The following is a 16365-nucleotide window of genomic DNA, read 5'->3' on the forward strand; positions in this document are numbered from 1 at the left end:
TGCTCGGCTGATCCGGTACCTCCAGCCTCGTCCGAGGGGGTGCGGAGGCACAGAGTCCTTGGTCGTCCCGAACGTCCTGGGCCCGTCGGGACCTTGGCCCCTGCGACGGAAGCGGTGTCACCGTCGGCGGTGGGGTCCGAGGACCCGGTCCGACGGGATCTTCGGTCCCTGTCACCCGAACAGGCCAACGACCAGGCTGAAGGCATGAGCAACGTGCACGAGATCCTCAACATCCGCACCGACCTGGGCACCGGCGTCCCCGCCGATGCCACCGAGTACGCCCGCGCGAAGGTCGCGGCGGTCGCCAAGTACGCGCCCGCGGACGTCCAGTTCGCCCACGTCCGCTTGCGCACCGACGGACCGCGGTCGATCGTCGCGCACGCGTCGTTGGACGTGAACGGGAAACCGGTGAACGCCGAGGCCGCCGCCACGACCTACCAGGAAGCGGTGGACCTGCTCCACGACCGGTTGCAGCACCAACTCGCCGACATGGGTCGCTGAGACGGAGGACGAGCAGGGCTGTCCGAGTCGGCATCAACGGTTTCGGGCGGATCGGGCGAGACGTGCTGCGCGCCGCGTCCGACCGCGCCGACGCCGACCTGGAAACCGTGCGGTCAACGACCTGACCACGCCGGAGACACTGGCGCACCTGCCGGCCTACGACTCGACGTACGGGCCGTAGTTCGGCAGGGTGCACCGGGACACCGCGCCGGGCAAGGACGTCGACGCCACCATCGTGATGGGCGTCAGCGAAGAGAGGCCTACGACCTGGAAGGGCACCACATGGTGTCCAACGCCTCTTGCACGACGAACTGCATCGCGCCCGCGGTGGACGAGGACCCACGGCTACAGTCCGCGTTGGACGGTCCGCACAAGGACCCGTGGCGGGCGCGGTCGACGACCCGGTCATCCCCGCCCTGGTCGGCTGCCTCGGCCAGGCTCATGGGAATCCCGCGCTACACCACCGCCCAGGTCGTGTCCCGCGACATCGTCGGAGAGCAGGCGTCACGCATGTTCGACGCAGGTCTGACCGAGTCCACCGGCCGCACCGTGAAGGTGTCGCGCCGGCAGGTCGCGCGCGTGGCAGACAGGCTTCTCGGGTGTCACGGTGGCCACGTCCCCGGTCATCACGTCGCGGACCTCACCGTGCGGCCTTTGCGTTCGTGTCCGGCTCACCGGTGTGGTGGCGGTGCACGCCGCCATCGATCCGACCAGGAGTTCGACCGGACCGGGCCCGACGTCGGCACCACCGTCGAGCTGTGGCCGATCGGTGGGCACCAGGTGGTCGCGCAGCGCCACCACGTGCTCCTCGCCGGCCAGGTAGGTGACCGAGACCTGCGCGGTCCTCGTGGCGGTGCTCACGGCGTCCTCCTCGCGTCGCGCAGCTTGCGCAGGAACGGGTCCACCGGTTCGGCAGGCGCCACGCGCACGCGCGCGTCCACCGCGATCACGCGGTCGTCGACGAGGACCAGGGGGTTGAGGTCCAGCTCGGCGACCTCCGGCAGCGACTCGGCCAGGTGCGACACGCGGCGCAGCACGTCGCGAACGGCCGTCTCGTCGTGGTCCCGGAACACCTTCGGCGCGGCGCGGAAGCCGTGCAGCAGGTCGTCCAGGTCGGCCTCGGCCAGTGGGGCGAGGGCGGCGGCGCGGTCGTCGAGCAGGTCGGTGTCGACACCCCCGAGCCCGGTGACCACGAGCGGCCCGAACTGCGGATCGGTGACCACACCGACGAGCAGCTCGCGCCCGCGCCGGGCCATCGGCTGGACGAACACGCCGGTCAACCGATCGCCGAACCGGTCGCGCAGGGACTCGAAGCCGTAGGTCACGGCGTCGTCGCCGGCGAGGTCGAGCAGCACGCCGCCGCCCGAGCTCTTGTGCAGCAGGTCTTCGGCCACCGCCTTGAGCGCCACGGGCACGTCGAAGGAGCGCTGGGCGGCCACCGCCGACTCGACGTCCCGCACCACCACACCTCCCAGCACGGGCAGCCCGAACGCCGCGAGCAGCCGAACCACCCGGTCGGGTGACAGCCACCCCTGCTGACCCGCGATGACCGCGCGCGCCTCGGCCAGGTCGACGCCGGGCAGCTCGGCGAGCTCCGGTTCGGCGCGGCGCAGCCACCGGCCGCGCTGGACCAATGCGGCCAGCACGGCTGCGGCACTCGCCGGGTCGGCGTAGCGGGCGATGCCGTCCGATGTCAGCGACACCGCCTCGTCCTGGTCGGCCCGCACCGCCAGCACGGGCTTGGCGGTGCGGTGCACCCCGCCTGCCGGGTCGCCGACCGCGGTAGGGACGGTGACGGCGATGACCGCGTCCACGCCCGGGTCGGCCGCGACCACGTCCAGGCAACGGCCGAACGTGCGCTCGTCCACGGCGGCCGTGGTGTCAACCGGGTTGTGCGCGCTGGCGGTGCCGGGCAGCAGGGCCCGCAACGCCTCCGCGGTGTCCGGGCCCAGCTCGGCGACGGCCAGTCCGCGGTGGACGCACGCGTCGGCGGCGAGAACGCCCAGACCGCCCGCGTTGGACAGCACGGCCACCCGATCGCCCGCGGGCAGCGGTGTGGCGTGCAGCGCGGCCAGCACTTCCACCAGTTCACCGACGCCGTCCACCGCGGTCACCCCCGCCTGCCGGAACAGCGCGTCACGGGTGACGGCCGGGGTGGCGGTGGAGGCGGTGTGCGAGGCCGCGGCGCGCTGACCGGCCTCGCTGCTCGCCGCACGCACGGCCAGCACCGGCTTGCGCCGCGCGACCCGCCGCGCCAGGCGCGAGAACTTGCGCGGGTTGCCGAACGACTCCAGGTACAGCGCCACCGCCTTCGTGGCCTCGTCGCGCTCCCACCACAGCAGCAGGTCGTTGCCGCTCACGTCGTACTTGTCGCCGGTCGACACCAGCTCCGTGGTGCCCAGGCCGAGCGCGCGCAGTCGTTCGACCACGGCGATCGCCACCCCACCGGACTGGGTGACCACACCAACCTCGCCCGCGGCGAGGCGGCCGTCCATGAAGGTGGCGTTCATCCGCACACCGGGGTCGGTGGCGGACGCACCGACGCAGTTGGGGCCGACCAGGCGCATGCCGTACCGGCGCACGACGTCCAACAGTCGATCCGGGGCCACCCCGGAGGTGACCACGACCAGGGCCTTCACCCCGCGTCGACCGCAGTCCTCGGCGACCTGCGGCACCGCCTCGGCCGGGACGCACACCACCGCCAGGTCCGGCGCCTGCGGCACATCGGCGACCGACCGGTAGGAGGCGACACCCAGCACCTGGTCGGTGTGCGGGTTCACCGCGTACACCGCCCCCGTGTAGCCACCGGAGACCAGGTTGTGCAGCACGGCGTTGCCCACCGAAGACCGCTTGCGCCCCGCGCCCACCACCACGACGGAGGTCGGCTTGAGCACCGCGCGCAGGCTGGCCACGTCGGCGGCCTGCTCGCGGTCGGCGACCGCCTCCAGGTAGCGCTCACCCGAGTCGAGGCCGAGGTCGATGCGCACCTCGCCGTTGTCAGCCGTGGAGGTCCACACCAGGCCGAGGTCCGCGAAGACGCGCAGCATCTTGGAGTTCACGGTGAGCACGTCGGCGCGGAACCGCCGCACGCCCCGCCGTCGGGCCAGTGAGACCAGGTGCTCCAGCAGTAGTGTGCCGACGCCGTGGGACTGGCGGTCGTGCGCGACCACGAGCGCCACCTCGGCGGTGTCGTCGTCGAGCGGGACGTAGCTGGCGGCGCCGACCAGCGCATCGGAGGCGAACGCGCCGATCACGACGTGCAGCGGCTCTTCCGGGGAGGTCAACCGGGCGACGAACTCGTCCAGGTGACGCGGCGCGGCGCTGAAGAACCGCAGGTAACGGTCATCCGGCGGAAGACCGAGGTGCAGCGCGAGCAGGGCCTCGGCGTCAGCCGGGCCCAGCTCGCGCAGCGCCACGACGGACCCGTCCGCCAGCAGCGCGCGGTCGACGTTCGAAGAAGTGGTCACAGCAGCGGTCCCGGGGTGATGACCGGCTTGTGCTCCACCGGCGCGGACGGGGCCTCGGGCTCGGGTTCGCGGATGACGACGACCGGGCAGTGCGCGTGGTGCACGCAGTAGGAGCTGACCGAACCCAGCAGCACCTCGCGGATCGGGCCCGCTCCCCTGCTGCCGACCACCAGCAGCGCCGCGTCCCGCGAGGCGCGCACCAGCACGTCGCGGGCATCACCCTCGGCCAGGACCGCGCGGACATCGCCCCCGGCCTCGCCGAGGATCCCGTCCAGCAGCGCCTTGTTGTCCTGGCGCAGCCGCTCCTGGTCCATCCCGGCGGCGACGGCGGCGGACATCGCCCCGATGACCATGCTGTAGTCCACGTGCCAGGCCAGGACGGCCTCGACCACGGCGCCACGCAGCTTCGCTTCCTCGACCGCCCACCGCAGCGCGGTCCGGCTGGAGGGCGATCCGTCCACGCCCACCACGATCCTGTCGTCCATCGCTCCTCCTCGGGTGCTCCTCCCAGCCTCTCGGTCGGCGGACGCGTAGGTCAGGTACGGCGGTCACCCGTGGGCCGGGACCTTCGGCCCTGAACCGCCGGAGTGCGGCACGACGTGAACAGTCGCGGCACCCGTCGCCCTGATCAGGACTGATCGGCCGTCTCCGTCGGTGGTGTCGACCTTGGCCTCGGCTCCCACGAGGTCGACACTGCCGTACCTTCCATGACCGCGTGTGCGGGCGCGCACGCCGCAGCGTGCAGCCATCGCCGGTGTTCGGGACCGTCGGGTCCAGCCAGTAGGCGCGGGCCGGCAGGCCGAGGTGTTGTGTCACGGCCTGGGCGGCAGGCGTCCCAGCGTCTTCGCAGCAGTGAGCGAACAACGCTTGGGCGAAGGTCGGGTCGTCTCCGCGGAGCCCGTCGGACTCTCGGTTCGGGGCACTCATCACAGGTTCCTCTCCGGGTTCGGATCCGCTGGCACCGAGCGGGCGCGGCTTCCGCCGTCGTCGCGACAATCACCGTCCGCGATCGGGACGCGCCGTCCCGAGCCTGTGAGGTCGTCGTCAGTCCTCATGCGCACCTCGTCCACCACTGACGCCGGGCAGCCTTCCGGCCCGGCGACGCGGTCGTTGGTCCCTGTCGATCAGGACCTGCAGCTGTGAATCCGGAGACCGTTCCCCTCGGCGCGCGGGCTGGTCCCGGTATCGGGATCGGTGGGGAGAACTCCAGCGTCCGCACAGGGCCCTGGGCGCGTCGCGGCAGGGTCTTTGGACCCTGTGCCGGATCATTGATTCGGGCGAGCCTGGAGACAAGTGGAGGGGAAGGGATTCGACAGTGGTGGCGCGCGTGTTTCTGGTGGATGACCACGAGGTGGTCCGGGTCGGTGTCCGGGAGCTGTTGAACAGCGACGACAGCTTGCAGGTCGTCGGCGAGGCGGGGTCGGTGGCCGAGGCGCTGGCCCGGGTGCCCGGCAGCGGCGCGGACGTCGCCGTGCTGGACGTGCGACTCCCCGACGGCAACGGCATCGAGCTGTGCCGCGAGCTGCGGTCGCAGCTGCCCGAGCTCAAGTGCCTGATGCTCACCTCGTTCACCGACGACGAAGCCCTCTTCGACGCCATCATGGCCGGAGCATCCGGATTCGTCCTCAAGCGCATCCTCGGCAACGACCTGCAGAACGCCGTCCGCAAGGTCGCCGCCGGCGAATCCCTGCTCGACGCCCGCTCCACCGCCGCCCTGCTGGGCCGCATCCGCCGCGAACGCGAACAAGGCGACCCGGTGCGCACCCTCACCGAACAGGAACGCACCGTGTTCGACCACATCGGCGAGGGCCTGACCAACCGACAGATCGCCGAGAAGATGTTCCTCGCCGAGAAAACCGTCAAGAACTACGTCTCACACCTGCTGGCCAAACTCGGCCTCGAACGCCGCACCCAGGCCGCCGTCCTCGCCACCAAGTTGCGCAAACCCAGCGCGCCCTCCGACGAGGAATAGCCGCGGCGCGCCGCTAGAGCGGGACCTGCCAGGTCAGGCGGGTGCCGCCGGCGGGTTCGGCGGCGGCTGTGCACGTGCCGCCGAGTTCGACGGCGCGCTGTTCGAGGTTGCGCAGGCCGCTGCGGGCCACCTGCGGGGGCATGCCCACACCGTCGTCCACCACGGTGATGGTCAGGGTGTCGCTCGCCTCGACGGTGAGGACGAACCCGCTCGCGCGGGCGTGGCGCACGACGTTGCTCACGGCCTCGCGCACCACTGCCTCGGCGTGCTCGGCGACGTCCTCGGGCACCGAGTTGTCCACCGTCCCACTCATCCGCACCGTCGGCGTCACCGGCACGTCCTCGGTCAACTCCGACACCAGGTCCAACAACCGTCGACGCAGACCCGGCGCGTCGTCGCTCGCCTGGAGGTCGAAGATCGAGGTGCGGATCTCCAGCACCGTCTCGTCCAGCTGCACCACGGCCTTCTGCACCCGCTCCCGCACCCGCGGATCGCGGATCGCGCCCAACGCGCCCTGCAGACTCATCCCGGTGGCGAACAACCGCTGGATCACGTGATCGTGCAGGTCACGGGCGATCCGGTCCCGGTCCTCCAACACGTCCACCAACCTGCGCGCCCGCTGGTTCTCCGCGAACTCCAACGCCACCGCCGCCTGATCGGCGAACGACGCCAACAACGGCACCTGCTCCGCCCCGAACCGCGCCCCACCCTTCTCCCGCGCCACCAACAACACCCCGGTCACGGTCGATCCCGTCCGCAACGGCACCGCCACACCGGGACCGACGCCGGTGGCCGCCTCCCCCAGCATGCCCTCCAGGTCCTCGATCAGCATCGGCGCGGCCGACTCCAGCACCTGCTCCACGAACACACCGGTGCCCGGGAACGGCCCCCCGACGAGCCCCTCGACCTGGTCACCGGCACCTGCCGCCATCCGCAGCCGCTGCCTCGCCCCGTCCTGGACCAGCACGATCAGCGACATCGACGCCACCGACAACTCCCGCGTCCGCTGCGCGATCAACCGCAACGCGTCATCGACCAGGGCACCGCCCAACAGCTCGGTGTTGACCTCCGCGGTGGCCTCCAACCAGCGCTCCCGCATCCGGGACCGCTCGAACAACCGCGCGTTCTCGATCGCCACCCCCGCGGCGGCGGCCAACGCGGTCAGCACCACCTCGTCATCAGGGGTGAAATCCGCACTGTCGATCTTCTCGGTCATGTAGAGGTTGCCGAACACCTCATCCCGCACCCGCACCGGAACACCCAGGAAGCTGTGCATCGGCGGGTGATTGGCCGGAAAACCCACCGACGCGGGATGCTCGGACAGGTCGTGCAACCGGATCACCCGCGGATCCTTGATCAACAACCCCAGCAGGCCCTTCCCCTCCGGCAGGTGCCCCATGCGCGAGCGCGTCTCCGGATCGATACCGACGTACACGAACTCCGACAAGTTCTCCTGCGTGCCCAGCACACCCAACGCGCCGTACCGCGCCCCGACCAACTCCACCGCGGCCTGCACGATCCGCTGCAACGTCGAATCCAGCTCCAACCCGGCGCCGACCGCGAGCACCGCGTCCAGCAGGCCCTGCATCTTGTCCCTGGTCGACCCGATCTCGGTCAACCGCTCCCGCACCTCGTCCAACAACTCGTCCAAGCGCAGGCCGCCCAGCAGGCGGTGCGGCTGTTCACGGTCCGGATCAACCATGAGCACACGGTTTCACGGATCGGAGGTGATGGCCAAGAGGCGCATGGCCTGCGGCTGTGCGCGCGCCTTGTGCCGTGCCTGCCGTCACGCCGCTCGACTGATCCGCACTCGGGCGGACCACGGCCGGTGACCTGCCCGCAGGCAGGTCGGTCAGCGCTCGGTCGTCCTCGTGGACGTCCCTGTCGATTGGTGACCTTCGGCCGTGTGCTCCCCACCGCTCTGACCGGACAGTGGGTGGAGAAGGTCGACGTGTTCGGGAGACGTGGTTCGAGGTGGACGTGATGGACGGGGTGTTCGGGTTGACGCCGGACGAGGTGGCCGGCGTGCTGCGCACGGCGGCCTTGGCACCGTCGCTGCACAACACCCAACCGTGGCGCTTCCGGGTCGCCCACGACCGCATCGAACTGCACGCGGACCCCGATCGAGCGCTCCCGGCGACCGACCCGGAAGGGCGCGAACTGCGGCTGTCGTGCGGCGCGGCGCTGTTCAACCTCCGGCTCGCGCTACGGGCACGCGGCATCCGGCCGCTGGTCACCCTGCTGCCGGGAACCGACGCCCCCGGTGCGCTGGCCGTGGTCCGGTGGGGCGGGCACCGTGACGCCGACGAAGAAGCCCGGGTGCTGGTCGGAGCCGTGCCGAAGCGGCGGTCCAACCGCAAGCCGTTCCACGACGTGCCCGTGCCCGCCGCGCACCGGTACGCGCTGGTGCGGGCCGCCCAGCTCGAGCGCTCCTGGCTGCACGCCGTCGTCGACCGCGACGAACGCGCCCGTCTGCGGAACCTGGTCACCCGGGCTCACCGCATCCAGTCCCAGGACCCTCGCGTGCGCGCCGAGCTGGCCTCGTGGACCGGTCCGCGCACGACCGACGGCGTGCCGCCCGCCTCCGGGGGCGTGCGCCCCGCGCCTCAGGACGAGTGGGCGCTGCGCGACTTCCACGCCGCCGAACGTCCACCGGGCAAGGACTACGAGTCCGACCCTCTGGTCGTCGTGCTGTGCTCGTTCCAGGAAGGGCCGCTGGGCGAACTGCAGGCCGGTCAGGCGCTGCAACGAGTGCTGCTGACCGGGACGACACTGGGTTTGTCGGCGTCGTTCATGTCCCAGGCGATCGAAGTCCCGCAGGTGCGCCACGACCTGCGCCGCTCGCTCGGCGGCATGGTCGTGCCGCAGGCCGTGCTGCGCGTCGGGTTCGGCTCACCCGTGCCACCCAGTCCGCGCCGCGACGTCACCGACCTGCTGCTGGCCCCCGCTGCGACCCGGTCCTGATCGAGCCGGGACTTTCGTCCCGGCATGGGAAGCACCGTCGCCTCTGCTCCCGTCCTCCCCCACGGACGACAGTGGACGCATGGACCGCGACACGCAACCCGCCGCTCACCCGGTAGTCGTGCTCGACGACGGCTCGCCCTGGGGCGAGGCGGCGGTGCGCTGGGCCTCCGCGCACGCCGCCCTGCTGGACGCGCCACTGGAGAAGCAGCCGCCCACCGAAGACCAGCTGCACGACCTCCTGCTGGTCAGCGCCCGCGCCGAGGCCCTGGTGGTCGGCCACCGGGGTGCCGACGGGAACTCGTTCGGCCTCGGCCGGCTGGTCCTGCCGCTGGTCCGGCACGCCGCGTGCGACGTCATCGTGGTCCGCGGCACCCCCGAGGCATTGCGGGGCGGGCACCGCCGCGTCACCGCTCTGATCACCGGTGACGAGCGGGACGCACTGGTACTGCACCGCGCCGTCGACCTCGCCGAGCGCAAGGGCGCGGCGCTGCGCGTGCTGCACGCCGCCCCGGACCTGCCCGTGCGGGCAGACCAGCCGGGACTCCCCGTGACCAAGGCCGATCGCGTGCTGCATGACATCCGGCACACCTCGGTGCTGGCCCGGATGCACCCGCACGAGGCGGTGGCCCGCTACGCCGACACCGACCTGTTCGTCCTGGCCGACCGGGGCCCCGTGACCCGAGCCCCGCTCTACCACGCTCACAGCCCGGTACTCGTGGCGCACCAGGTCCCCACCGAGGCCCACCACGGCCCGGAACTCCGGACGGCAGGCATCCAACGAGCCGGGTAGGCCTCGCTCCCCACCCTTCCCACCGCGATCACCCGCCCACCGGAGGCGCACCATGACCCGCACCGCAACCGTCGTCACCGAGCACGACATCGCCCACCTGCCTGAGGCCGCCCAACGCTACCTGCGCTTCACCGGCGTCCTCGGCCGCCCGCGCGACAGCGGGTTCGAGCTGCACGCCCACGGCTGGTTCCGCCGCAAGCCCACCGACCACTGGACGGCGTGCCGCATCGAGCAGCGCAACACCGCACCCGACATCAGCCGCGACTACCACCTGCACCTCAACCTCGCGCACGTGCTCCCGGTCCACGCCACGGACACCTACGACCACGGGCACGGCCACCTCCACGCCACTGCACTCGGCACGTTCACGGTCGCCGACGCCACCGGCCCCGAGATGGACCGGGCCGAACTCGTCACCTACCTCGACGACGCGCTCCTGCTCGCCCCGTCCACGCTGCTCGACCTGCCTCTCAGCTGGACCGCCGTCGATGACCGCACCTTCGACGTCACCCTGACCGACCAGGACCTCCAGGTCACCGCCCGCGTCACCACCGACCACCGCGGCGCACCCCGCGAGGTCACCACCGACGACCGCTGGGCCGACCTGCCCACCGGCCTGACCAGGACGCGCTGGACGACCCCCGTCGACGGCTGGATCCTCGTAGCCGACCGCATGCGCCCCCGCCGGGCCTGCGCCGTCTGGCACCTGCCCGAAGGCCCCTTCACCTACGCCCAGTTCGACTTCACCAACGCCGACATCACCTACCACCCGGCGGGCTGACCACGGCGCCCTCACACCCGGGCGTAGGGCTCGATCATCGACCGGCAGCTTGGGTGACCTGCCCTCATGAAACCGGACGCGTCGATCGTGGCCGAGTGGGCGGCGGTGACGACGATGAGTCGGTGCGCCACGACACCGGCGGGGCGACAACGACCGCCCGTCGACACGGCACTGCAGCACAGTGTCCGTATCGCCACGTGAAACATGGCCTTACTCGAAGTCTCATTCAATGCGAATGCGCAAAATAGACCAGGATCGGTATTCAAGAATCATATTGATCAGGATCGCCAGTGTCGCAGTCAACAAAACAGCGGCGCGAGGTCCGGGGCAGCCGGGTGGACGACCAGTCGAACACGGCGCGCACGGCGCTGCGGTCGTCTCCGGTGTCGCTCAGCGAGTCGAGCCGGTCACCGTCAACCTCCTCCACCAGGTCGGCGATCCGCCTGCGGCCTCGTGCGGCCACCCGACTGGCGGCGACGCGCTACGCGAGGGGTGATCACGCGCACAGGTCCACCAGGCGTGCGACCGCTTCCGGTTCCCCGTCGACGCGATGATCACCGATGACAGCGCGCAACAGCCGCTCCGCGTCCCCGCGGCTGAACAACCGCGGCGACAACGGCCTCGCCCCGTCGCTGACGGCCAAGCCCGTCAACGCCCGCCTGCTGGTCACGAGCGTGACGCACCCCGCCGCACCGGGCAGCAAGGGCCGGACCTGCTCAGCGCTGCCGGCGTTGTCCAGCACGACCAGCACCCGCCGCCCCACGAGAGATGACCGGTACAGGCCGACCTGGGCGTCGAGGTCGGTCGGGATGCGCGCACCGGGGATCCCAAGCGCTTGCAGGAACGACACGAGCACCGACGACGGGTTCAAGGGCTGTTCCCGATCGTGGCCACGCAGGTTCACCAACAACGTGCCGTCCGGGAAGCCCTCCTGCACCTTGTGCGCCCACCACACCGCCAACGTCGTCTCCCCCACCCCGCCACCCCCTTACGACGCGCACAGCACTCGTGCCCATCGCATCAAGCAGGGAATCCAGAGCCGCCACCTCGGCATCCCTGCCGACGAAATCGGGCGCCCGGCCGGACCATCCGATGGATGACACCCGCCTGGACGACGGAACCCGTCACCGTCCCCTTCATCTCGTCGCGCGCTCCACCGGTCCCCCACCGAATCGATTGTCGTCGGTCGTCGCGCGAGTACGACCGCCGAAGTGGTGACGAACCCGAAGCAAGCAAAACGGGCTCCCCCCACCGAGGAAGTCGCTCAGTGGTGGGCGCCGGCCACCGACCCGGTCGGTCGCCGCCGGCGCTGACGCAGGACGCGGCGTTCATCGCCGACGAACCCCGCTCACCGTCGCCGGGTACCGTGATCGGCTCGCCGATCGCGGCAAGAACCTCGCCCAAGTCGTGCCCGGCCCCGGGGAACATCCTGACGGGCACCGGCGACGATCGCCGCCACCTGTCCGGTGCCATCGAGCACACCGACGGGGTTGTCGTCCTCACGGCTGACGCGGTCCCGGCCCCCTCGCCGCCCGGCTCGACGACCGGGTGGCTGTCGACGAAGCGCAGGAGGCTCTGGGCGTCCCGCACAGCCTCAGCCTGGCCACCCTCGATCCGAGCCGATCCGCTCGTGCGGTCCGGGTCCAGGTCGGGAACACGATCGGCACAGCGGGCGCTCGCGCACTGGCGGGGCGACCGCTCGGCCCGCTTCGAGCACAGCCGGCGAGCACGCGCCCAGCGGCTCGCCGACTTCGGCTGCGACCGTGCCTGATCGCCCTCCGCCATGCGGCCTTCAAGCCACGGGAGTATCCCACCGCGAAGGATCGGCGCGTAACCGCTCACCCGGTTGACTTGCGTCGCAGCCACTTCTCCACTTCCACCACGGCGTAGGCCACCACGGCCAGCGCCACCACGACCGCCCAGTCCCGCCAACCGATCGGCGCGGTGTCGAACAGGGTGTTCATGGCAGGCAGGTAGGTGAACAGCAGCTGCAACGCGATGGTGACGGCGATGCCGACCACCAGCCACGGGTTGCGGCGGAAACCGACGTGCGGCCGCAGGTTCCGCAGCGAGCGGCAGTTGAACAGGTAGGCGATCTGGGCGGCCACGAACACGTTCACCGCGACGGTCCGCGCCTGGTCCAGGGTGCCGCCGTGCAGGTGGAACGCGGCGAACGAGCCGGCCAGCAGCACGGCCGAGACCAGCAGGATGCGTTGCATCAGGGCCCCGGTCAGCAGGGGCAGTGACGGCGGCAGCGGCGGGCGGCGCATGACGTCGGGCTCGCGGGGCTCGAAGGCCAGCGTCAAGCCCAGGGCGACGGCGGTGGTCATGTTGATCCACAGGATCTGCACCGGCAGGATCGGCAGGGCGGTGCCGAGCAGGATCGCGGTGAGGATGACCAGGCCCTCGGCCATGTTCGTCGGCAGCGTCCAGATGATGAACTTGCGCAGGTTGTCGAAGACCGCACGCCCTTCCTCCACGGCGGCGCGGATGGACGAGAAGTTGTCGTCGGTCAGCACCATGTCGGCGGCCTGCTTGGCCACCTCGGTGCCGCCGCGACCCATCGCCACGCCGATGTCGGCGCGCCGCAGCGCCGGGGCGTCGTTGACGCCGTCGCCGGTCATGGCGACGACGTGGCCGTCCGCCTGGATCTGCTTGACCAGCTTCAGCTTCTCCTCGGGCGACACGCGGGCGTGCACGGCGTCGTCGGACAGCGAGAAGTGGGCCGCGATGGCACGGGCGGTGCCGAGGTGGTCGCCGGTGATCATGCGGACCTCGATGCCCGCCTCCTGGCACGCGCGCACCGCCTCGATGGCCTCGGGCCGCGGCGGGTCGTGCATCGCCTGCAGACCCAGCGACACGGCACCGTGCAGGACGTCCTCGGTCAGCGGGGTGCCTTCGGGCACGTGCGTCCGGGCGAACGCGAGCACGCGCATGCCCTGGCGCGCGAGCCGGTCGGCTTCGGTGTGGTCGGTGGAGCCGGTGAACTCGGAGATCCGCTCCACCGCGCCCTTGAGGTAGACGACGCCGCCGGCGTGCCGGGTGGCCATGAACCGGCGCTGCGAGGTGAACGGCAGCTCGTCCACCCGTTCGGGCACGTCGTCGGGCGTCAGCCGGGCCTTGCGGGCGGACACGACCAGTGCGGCCTCGGTGGGGTCGCCGACGGCGGTCCACCTGTCGTCCTGGAGGACGACCTGGGCGTCGTTGCAGGCCAGCCCGGCCAGCAGCACCTCGCGCACGGCCGCTGTGGGCGGCGGGAAGTCCCCCAGCGGCGAGTAGCCGATGCCGTCGACCGCCCAGCGCTGCCCGTCGGCGACGACCTGGCGGACGGTCATGGCGTTGGCGGTGAGGGTGCCGGTCTTGTCGGTGCAGACGACCGTGGTGCTGCCCAGCGTTTCGACCGCGGGCAGGCGGCGGATGACGGCGTTGCGGCGGGCCATGCGGGCGACACCGATGGCCAGGGTCACCGTCACCGCGGCGGGCAGGCCTTCCGGGATCGCGCCGACGGCCAGGGCGACGGCGGCGGTCACCATCTCGGCGAACGGCTCGCCGCGCAGCACCCCGATCACCACGCTGACCACGGCCAGGCCGAGGATGACGACGGTGAGCAGCTTGCTGAACCGGGCCAGTTTGCGGGTCAGCGGCGTCTGCACGGTCGTGGTGGTGCCGACGAGCCGGTGCACGTGCCCGATCTCGGTGTCGGCGCCGGTGGCGACCACCACGCCACGTCCGCCGCCGGTGGTGACCAGCGTGCCGGAGTAGGCCATGTTGGTGCGGTCGGCCAGCGCGGCGTCGTGCGGCACGGGCAGCGGGTCCTTGTGCGCCGGCTGGGACTCACCGGTCAGCGCCGACTCGTCGACCCGCAGCTCACGGGTGCGCACCAGCCGCAGGTCGGCGGGCACCTGGTCGCCTTCGTCCAGCACGACGAGGTCGCCGGGAACGAGTTCCTCGGACGTGACCCGCGCGGCGGTGCCGTCGCGGATCACGGTCGCCTCGGTGCGGACCATGGCTTCCAGGGCGTCGAGCGCTCGTTCGGCCCGCACCTCCTGCAGGTAGCCGACGATGGCGTTGACCAGGACCACGCCGAGCACGACGGAGGCGTCCACGGTCTCGCCGAGCACGGCGGTCAGCGCGGCGGCGGCCAGCAGCACGTAGATCAGCGGGTTGTGGAACTGGGCGAGCAATCGGCGCAGCCGTCCGGGTCCGCGCCGCTCGGGCAGCTTGTTCGGTCCGAGCGAGGCCAGCCGCGCGGCGGCGACGGCGCCGGACAGGCCGGTGTCGGCGTCGGTCTCGGCGAGCAGCACGACCTCGTGCACCGGCATGCCGTGCGGGGTGGCGTCGCGTTCAGCCGTGGTCGACGGCATGCCGGGTCTCCGGGAAGCGGACGTCGACCACACCGGCCACGGCGCCCGCCAGAACCGCGGCCACGTGCCGGTCGCACTCGTCGTCCAACGCGTCCACGATCGCTACCCGGCCGTCCGTGACGGTCACCGTCCAGCGGTGCGGGTCGGCGTAGAGGCCCAGGCGGTGCCGGACCTCGGCGGCCAGCGCGCGGTCGTCACGGCTGATCGCGCGCAGCATGTCGCGGCGGGTGACGATGCCGACCAGCCGCTTGCCGTCCACCACGCACGCGCTGCGCGCACCGTGTTCGGCCATGCGCCGGGCCAGCTCCGCGACGTCCGTCCCGGGGGTCGAGGCGACCACCGGCTCGCTCATCACGTCAGCGACCCTCCTGCGCGGGATGGGGCGCGCCCGTGACGGCTGCCCGTGCACGAGCGAGCGCGGGTCCACGGGCAGCCGGTCGCGCAGCGCGTCGGTCTCGGTGACCACGCCGACCAGGGTGCCGGCTCCGTCGACCACCGGCAGGGTGGTGAACCCCTTCGTGGCGAGCAGCGCGGCGGCGTCACGGGCGGCCGTCTCGGGCGAGACGGTCACCACGTCGTGCGTCATCAGGTCCCGGACCCTCATCGCCCGGCCTCCTGTCCCGCGCCGACCGCGGCCCCGTCGTGCTGCTCGTCGGCCGGCGGGAGGACCACCACGGGCACGGTCGCGTGCCGCACGCAGTGCGCGCTGGTGCTGCCCAGCAACACCCGCCGCAACCGGCTGCCGCTGTGCGAGGCCACCACCAGCATCGACGCACCCCGCGCCTGCGCCTCCAGCGCCTCGGCCGCGGGTCCCCGCACGCAGTGCCGGATGATCCGCGGGAACTCCAACCGGCCCACGGCCGCGGCCCGCAGCGCGTCGTCGACCAGCGCCTCCGAGCGGGCCCTCGCGTCCTGCTCGGACGTCATCGCCCAGTCGGCCAGCGGCTCGTAGTCGTAGGCGTTCACCACGTGCAGGGGGAGCTTCCGCTGGGTCGCCTCGTCCATGGCCCAGCGCAGCGCGCGCTCGCCCGCAGGGGTGCCGTCGATCCCGACCACGATCGGACCTGCGTTCATGACTCCACCTCGTTCAGCTCGATGACGATCTCCGGCGCTCGCCGGAGCGTGTTGTGCACGGTGCAGTGCTGGACCACGGCCAGCAGGGCGGCCTTGCGCCGCTCGGACATCCCGCGCGGCACCCGCACGGCCAGGTACACCTCGGCGACGCGGGCCAGCGGGTCGGAGGCCGTCCGGTACTCGGCCGTCACCGCCAGGCCGTGACGCGACTCGCCGTGGCGGTCGAGGAACCGGCCCGCGTAGAACGCGGTGCACGCGGCCATCGACGCGACCAGCAGCTCCACCGGGCTCGGGCCGAGGTCGTGGCCACCGGATTCCCGCGGCTGGTCGGTGCGCACCTCGTGGTCCCCGATGCGCACCACGTACTCCTCACCGGACTCGTAAGCCACCTCGACCGAGGTGGTGGCGGTGGTGGTGGTCATGACGGCCTCCTCGGGTCCCAGCTCTCGCGG

At 71.9% G+C, this 16365-nt stretch carries 14 protein-coding genes; 5 read left to right on the forward strand and 9 right to left on the reverse strand.

What is annotated here, in order from left to right; all coding sequences use genetic code 11:
* Window positions 1-204: 204 nt before the first annotated feature.
* Window positions 205-501: an HPF/RaiA family ribosome-associated protein gene (locus FHX81_RS06085; protein ID WP_141975872.1), complete on the forward strand. Its 297-nt coding sequence runs from the start codon at window positions 205-207 to the stop codon at window positions 499-501.
* Window positions 502-1005: 504 nt separating this feature from the next.
* Here FHX81_RS06085 and FHX81_RS06095 read toward each other — a convergent pair.
* Genes FHX81_RS06095 through FHX81_RS06105 form a run of 3 tightly spaced genes read right to left on the reverse strand, consistent with a single transcriptional unit; the run spans window position 1006 to window position 4453 of the window.
* Window positions 1006-1299 carry an OsmC family protein gene (locus FHX81_RS06095; protein WP_141975874.1) on the reverse strand — a complete coding sequence of 98 codons (294 nt, stop codon included), beginning with the start codon at window positions 1297-1299 and terminating at the stop codon, window positions 1006-1008.
* A 59-nt stretch (window positions 1300-1358) separates the two neighbouring features.
* Entirely contained in the window at window positions 1359-3968 is a 2610-nt protein-coding gene (locus tag FHX81_RS06100) for a bifunctional acetate--CoA ligase family protein/GNAT family N-acetyltransferase (RefSeq protein ID WP_141975876.1), read from the reverse strand.
* Window positions 3965-4453 (reverse strand): universal stress protein, encoded by a 489-nt coding sequence (locus FHX81_RS06105; RefSeq protein WP_141975878.1) that lies wholly within the window; start codon window positions 4451-4453, stop codon window positions 3965-3967. Before FHX81_RS06105 ends, FHX81_RS06100 begins: the two co-directional genes overlap by 4 nt.
* A gap of 830 nt (window positions 4454-5283) precedes the next feature.
* Here FHX81_RS06105 and FHX81_RS06110 point away from each other — a divergent pair.
* Window positions 5284-5940: a response regulator gene (locus FHX81_RS06110; protein WP_141975880.1), complete on the forward strand. Its 657-nt coding sequence runs from the start codon at window positions 5284-5286 to the stop codon at window positions 5938-5940.
* 13 nt (window positions 5941-5953) lie between these two features.
* Here FHX81_RS06110 and FHX81_RS06115 read toward each other — a convergent pair whose 3' ends face one another.
* On the reverse strand, window positions 5954-7642 hold the full coding sequence (locus tag FHX81_RS06115; RefSeq protein WP_141975882.1) for a sensor histidine kinase: 1689 nt from the start codon (window positions 7640-7642) through the stop codon (window positions 5954-5956).
* Between the two features lie 281 nt (window positions 7643-7923).
* Between FHX81_RS06115 and FHX81_RS06120 the strand changes: the two genes are divergently transcribed.
* The 3 genes from FHX81_RS06120 to FHX81_RS06130 all read left to right on the forward strand — a co-directional run bounded on the left by FHX81_RS06120 (window position 7924) and on the right by FHX81_RS06130 (window position 10475).
* Complete coding sequence (locus tag FHX81_RS06120; protein ID WP_141975884.1) at window positions 7924-8904, forward strand: Acg family FMN-binding oxidoreductase; 981 nt, start codon at window positions 7924-7926, stop codon at window positions 8902-8904.
* A gap of 79 nt (window positions 8905-8983) precedes the next feature.
* Window positions 8984-9694, forward strand: coding sequence for a universal stress protein (locus FHX81_RS06125; protein ID WP_141975886.1), 711 nt, complete (start codon window positions 8984-8986; stop codon window positions 9692-9694).
* 52 nt (window positions 9695-9746) lie between these two features.
* Entirely contained in the window at window positions 9747-10475 is a 729-nt protein-coding gene (locus tag FHX81_RS06130; protein ID WP_141975888.1) for a DUF6544 family protein, read from the forward strand.
* Between the two features lie 496 nt (window positions 10476-10971).
* Here FHX81_RS06130 and FHX81_RS06135 read toward each other — a convergent pair whose 3' ends face one another.
* The 5 genes from FHX81_RS06135 to FHX81_RS06155 form a co-directional block, all read right to left on the reverse strand.
* The gene (locus FHX81_RS06135) at window positions 10972-11451 is read right to left on the reverse strand and encodes a hypothetical protein (protein WP_141975890.1); all 480 of its coding nucleotides are present in this window, start codon (window positions 11449-11451) and stop codon (window positions 10972-10974) included.
* Between the two features lie 862 nt (window positions 11452-12313).
* A complete protein-coding gene (locus tag FHX81_RS06140) occupies window positions 12314-14839 on the reverse strand; it encodes an HAD-IC family P-type ATPase (RefSeq protein WP_141975892.1) in 2526 nt (841 codons plus the stop codon).
* Window positions 14820-15443 (reverse strand): CBS domain-containing protein, encoded by a 624-nt coding sequence (locus FHX81_RS06145; protein ID WP_141975894.1) that lies wholly within the window; start codon window positions 15441-15443, stop codon window positions 14820-14822. Before FHX81_RS06145 ends, FHX81_RS06140 begins: the two co-directional genes overlap by 20 nt.
* The gene (locus FHX81_RS06150; RefSeq protein WP_141975896.1) at window positions 15440-15913 is read right to left on the reverse strand and encodes a universal stress protein; all 474 of its coding nucleotides are present in this window, start codon (window positions 15911-15913) and stop codon (window positions 15440-15442) included. Before FHX81_RS06150 ends, FHX81_RS06145 begins: the two co-directional genes overlap by 4 nt.
* Window positions 15910-16335, reverse strand: coding sequence for an OsmC family protein (locus FHX81_RS06155; protein ID WP_141975898.1), 426 nt, complete (start codon window positions 16333-16335; stop codon window positions 15910-15912). Before FHX81_RS06155 ends, FHX81_RS06150 begins: the two co-directional genes overlap by 4 nt.
* Between the last annotated feature and the right edge of the window lie 30 nt (window positions 16336-16365).

The sequence above is a fragment of the Saccharothrix saharensis genome (genome assembly GCF_006716745.1).
Lineage (GTDB): Bacteria > Actinomycetota > Actinomycetes > Mycobacteriales > Pseudonocardiaceae > Actinosynnema > Actinosynnema saharense.

What these genes read in the sequence shown, in the direction of transcription:
- FHX81_RS06085 (WP_141975872.1), top strand. Translation starts at nt 205, where the DNA reads ATGAGCAACGTGCACGAGATCCTCAACATCCGCACCGACCTGGGCACC.
- FHX81_RS06105 (WP_141975878.1), bottom strand. Translation starts at nt 4,453, where the DNA reads ATGGACGACAGGATCGTGGTGGGCGTGGACGGATCGCCCTCCAGCCGG.
- FHX81_RS06115 (WP_141975882.1), bottom strand. Translation starts at nt 7,642, where the DNA reads ATGGTTGATCCGGACCGTGAACAGCCGCACCGCCTGCTGGGCGGCCTG.
- FHX81_RS06120 (WP_141975884.1), top strand. Translation starts at nt 7,924, where the DNA reads ATGGACGGGGTGTTCGGGTTGACGCCGGACGAGGTGGCCGGCGTGCTG.
- FHX81_RS06125 (WP_141975886.1), top strand. Translation starts at nt 8,984, where the DNA reads ATGGACCGCGACACGCAACCCGCCGCTCACCCGGTAGTCGTGCTCGAC.
- FHX81_RS06130 (WP_141975888.1), top strand. Translation starts at nt 9,747, where the DNA reads ATGACCCGCACCGCAACCGTCGTCACCGAGCACGACATCGCCCACCTG.
- FHX81_RS06140 (WP_141975892.1), bottom strand. Translation starts at nt 14,839, where the DNA reads ATGCCGTCGACCACGGCTGAACGCGACGCCACCCCGCACGGCATGCCG.
- FHX81_RS06145 (WP_141975894.1), bottom strand. Translation starts at nt 15,443, where the DNA reads ATGAGGGTCCGGGACCTGATGACGCACGACGTGGTGACCGTCTCGCCC.
- FHX81_RS06150 (WP_141975896.1), bottom strand. Translation starts at nt 15,913, where the DNA reads ATGAACGCAGGTCCGATCGTGGTCGGGATCGACGGCACCCCTGCGGGC.
- FHX81_RS06155 (WP_141975898.1), bottom strand. Translation starts at nt 16,335, where the DNA reads ATGACCACCACCACCGCCACCACCTCGGTCGAGGTGGCTTACGAGTCC.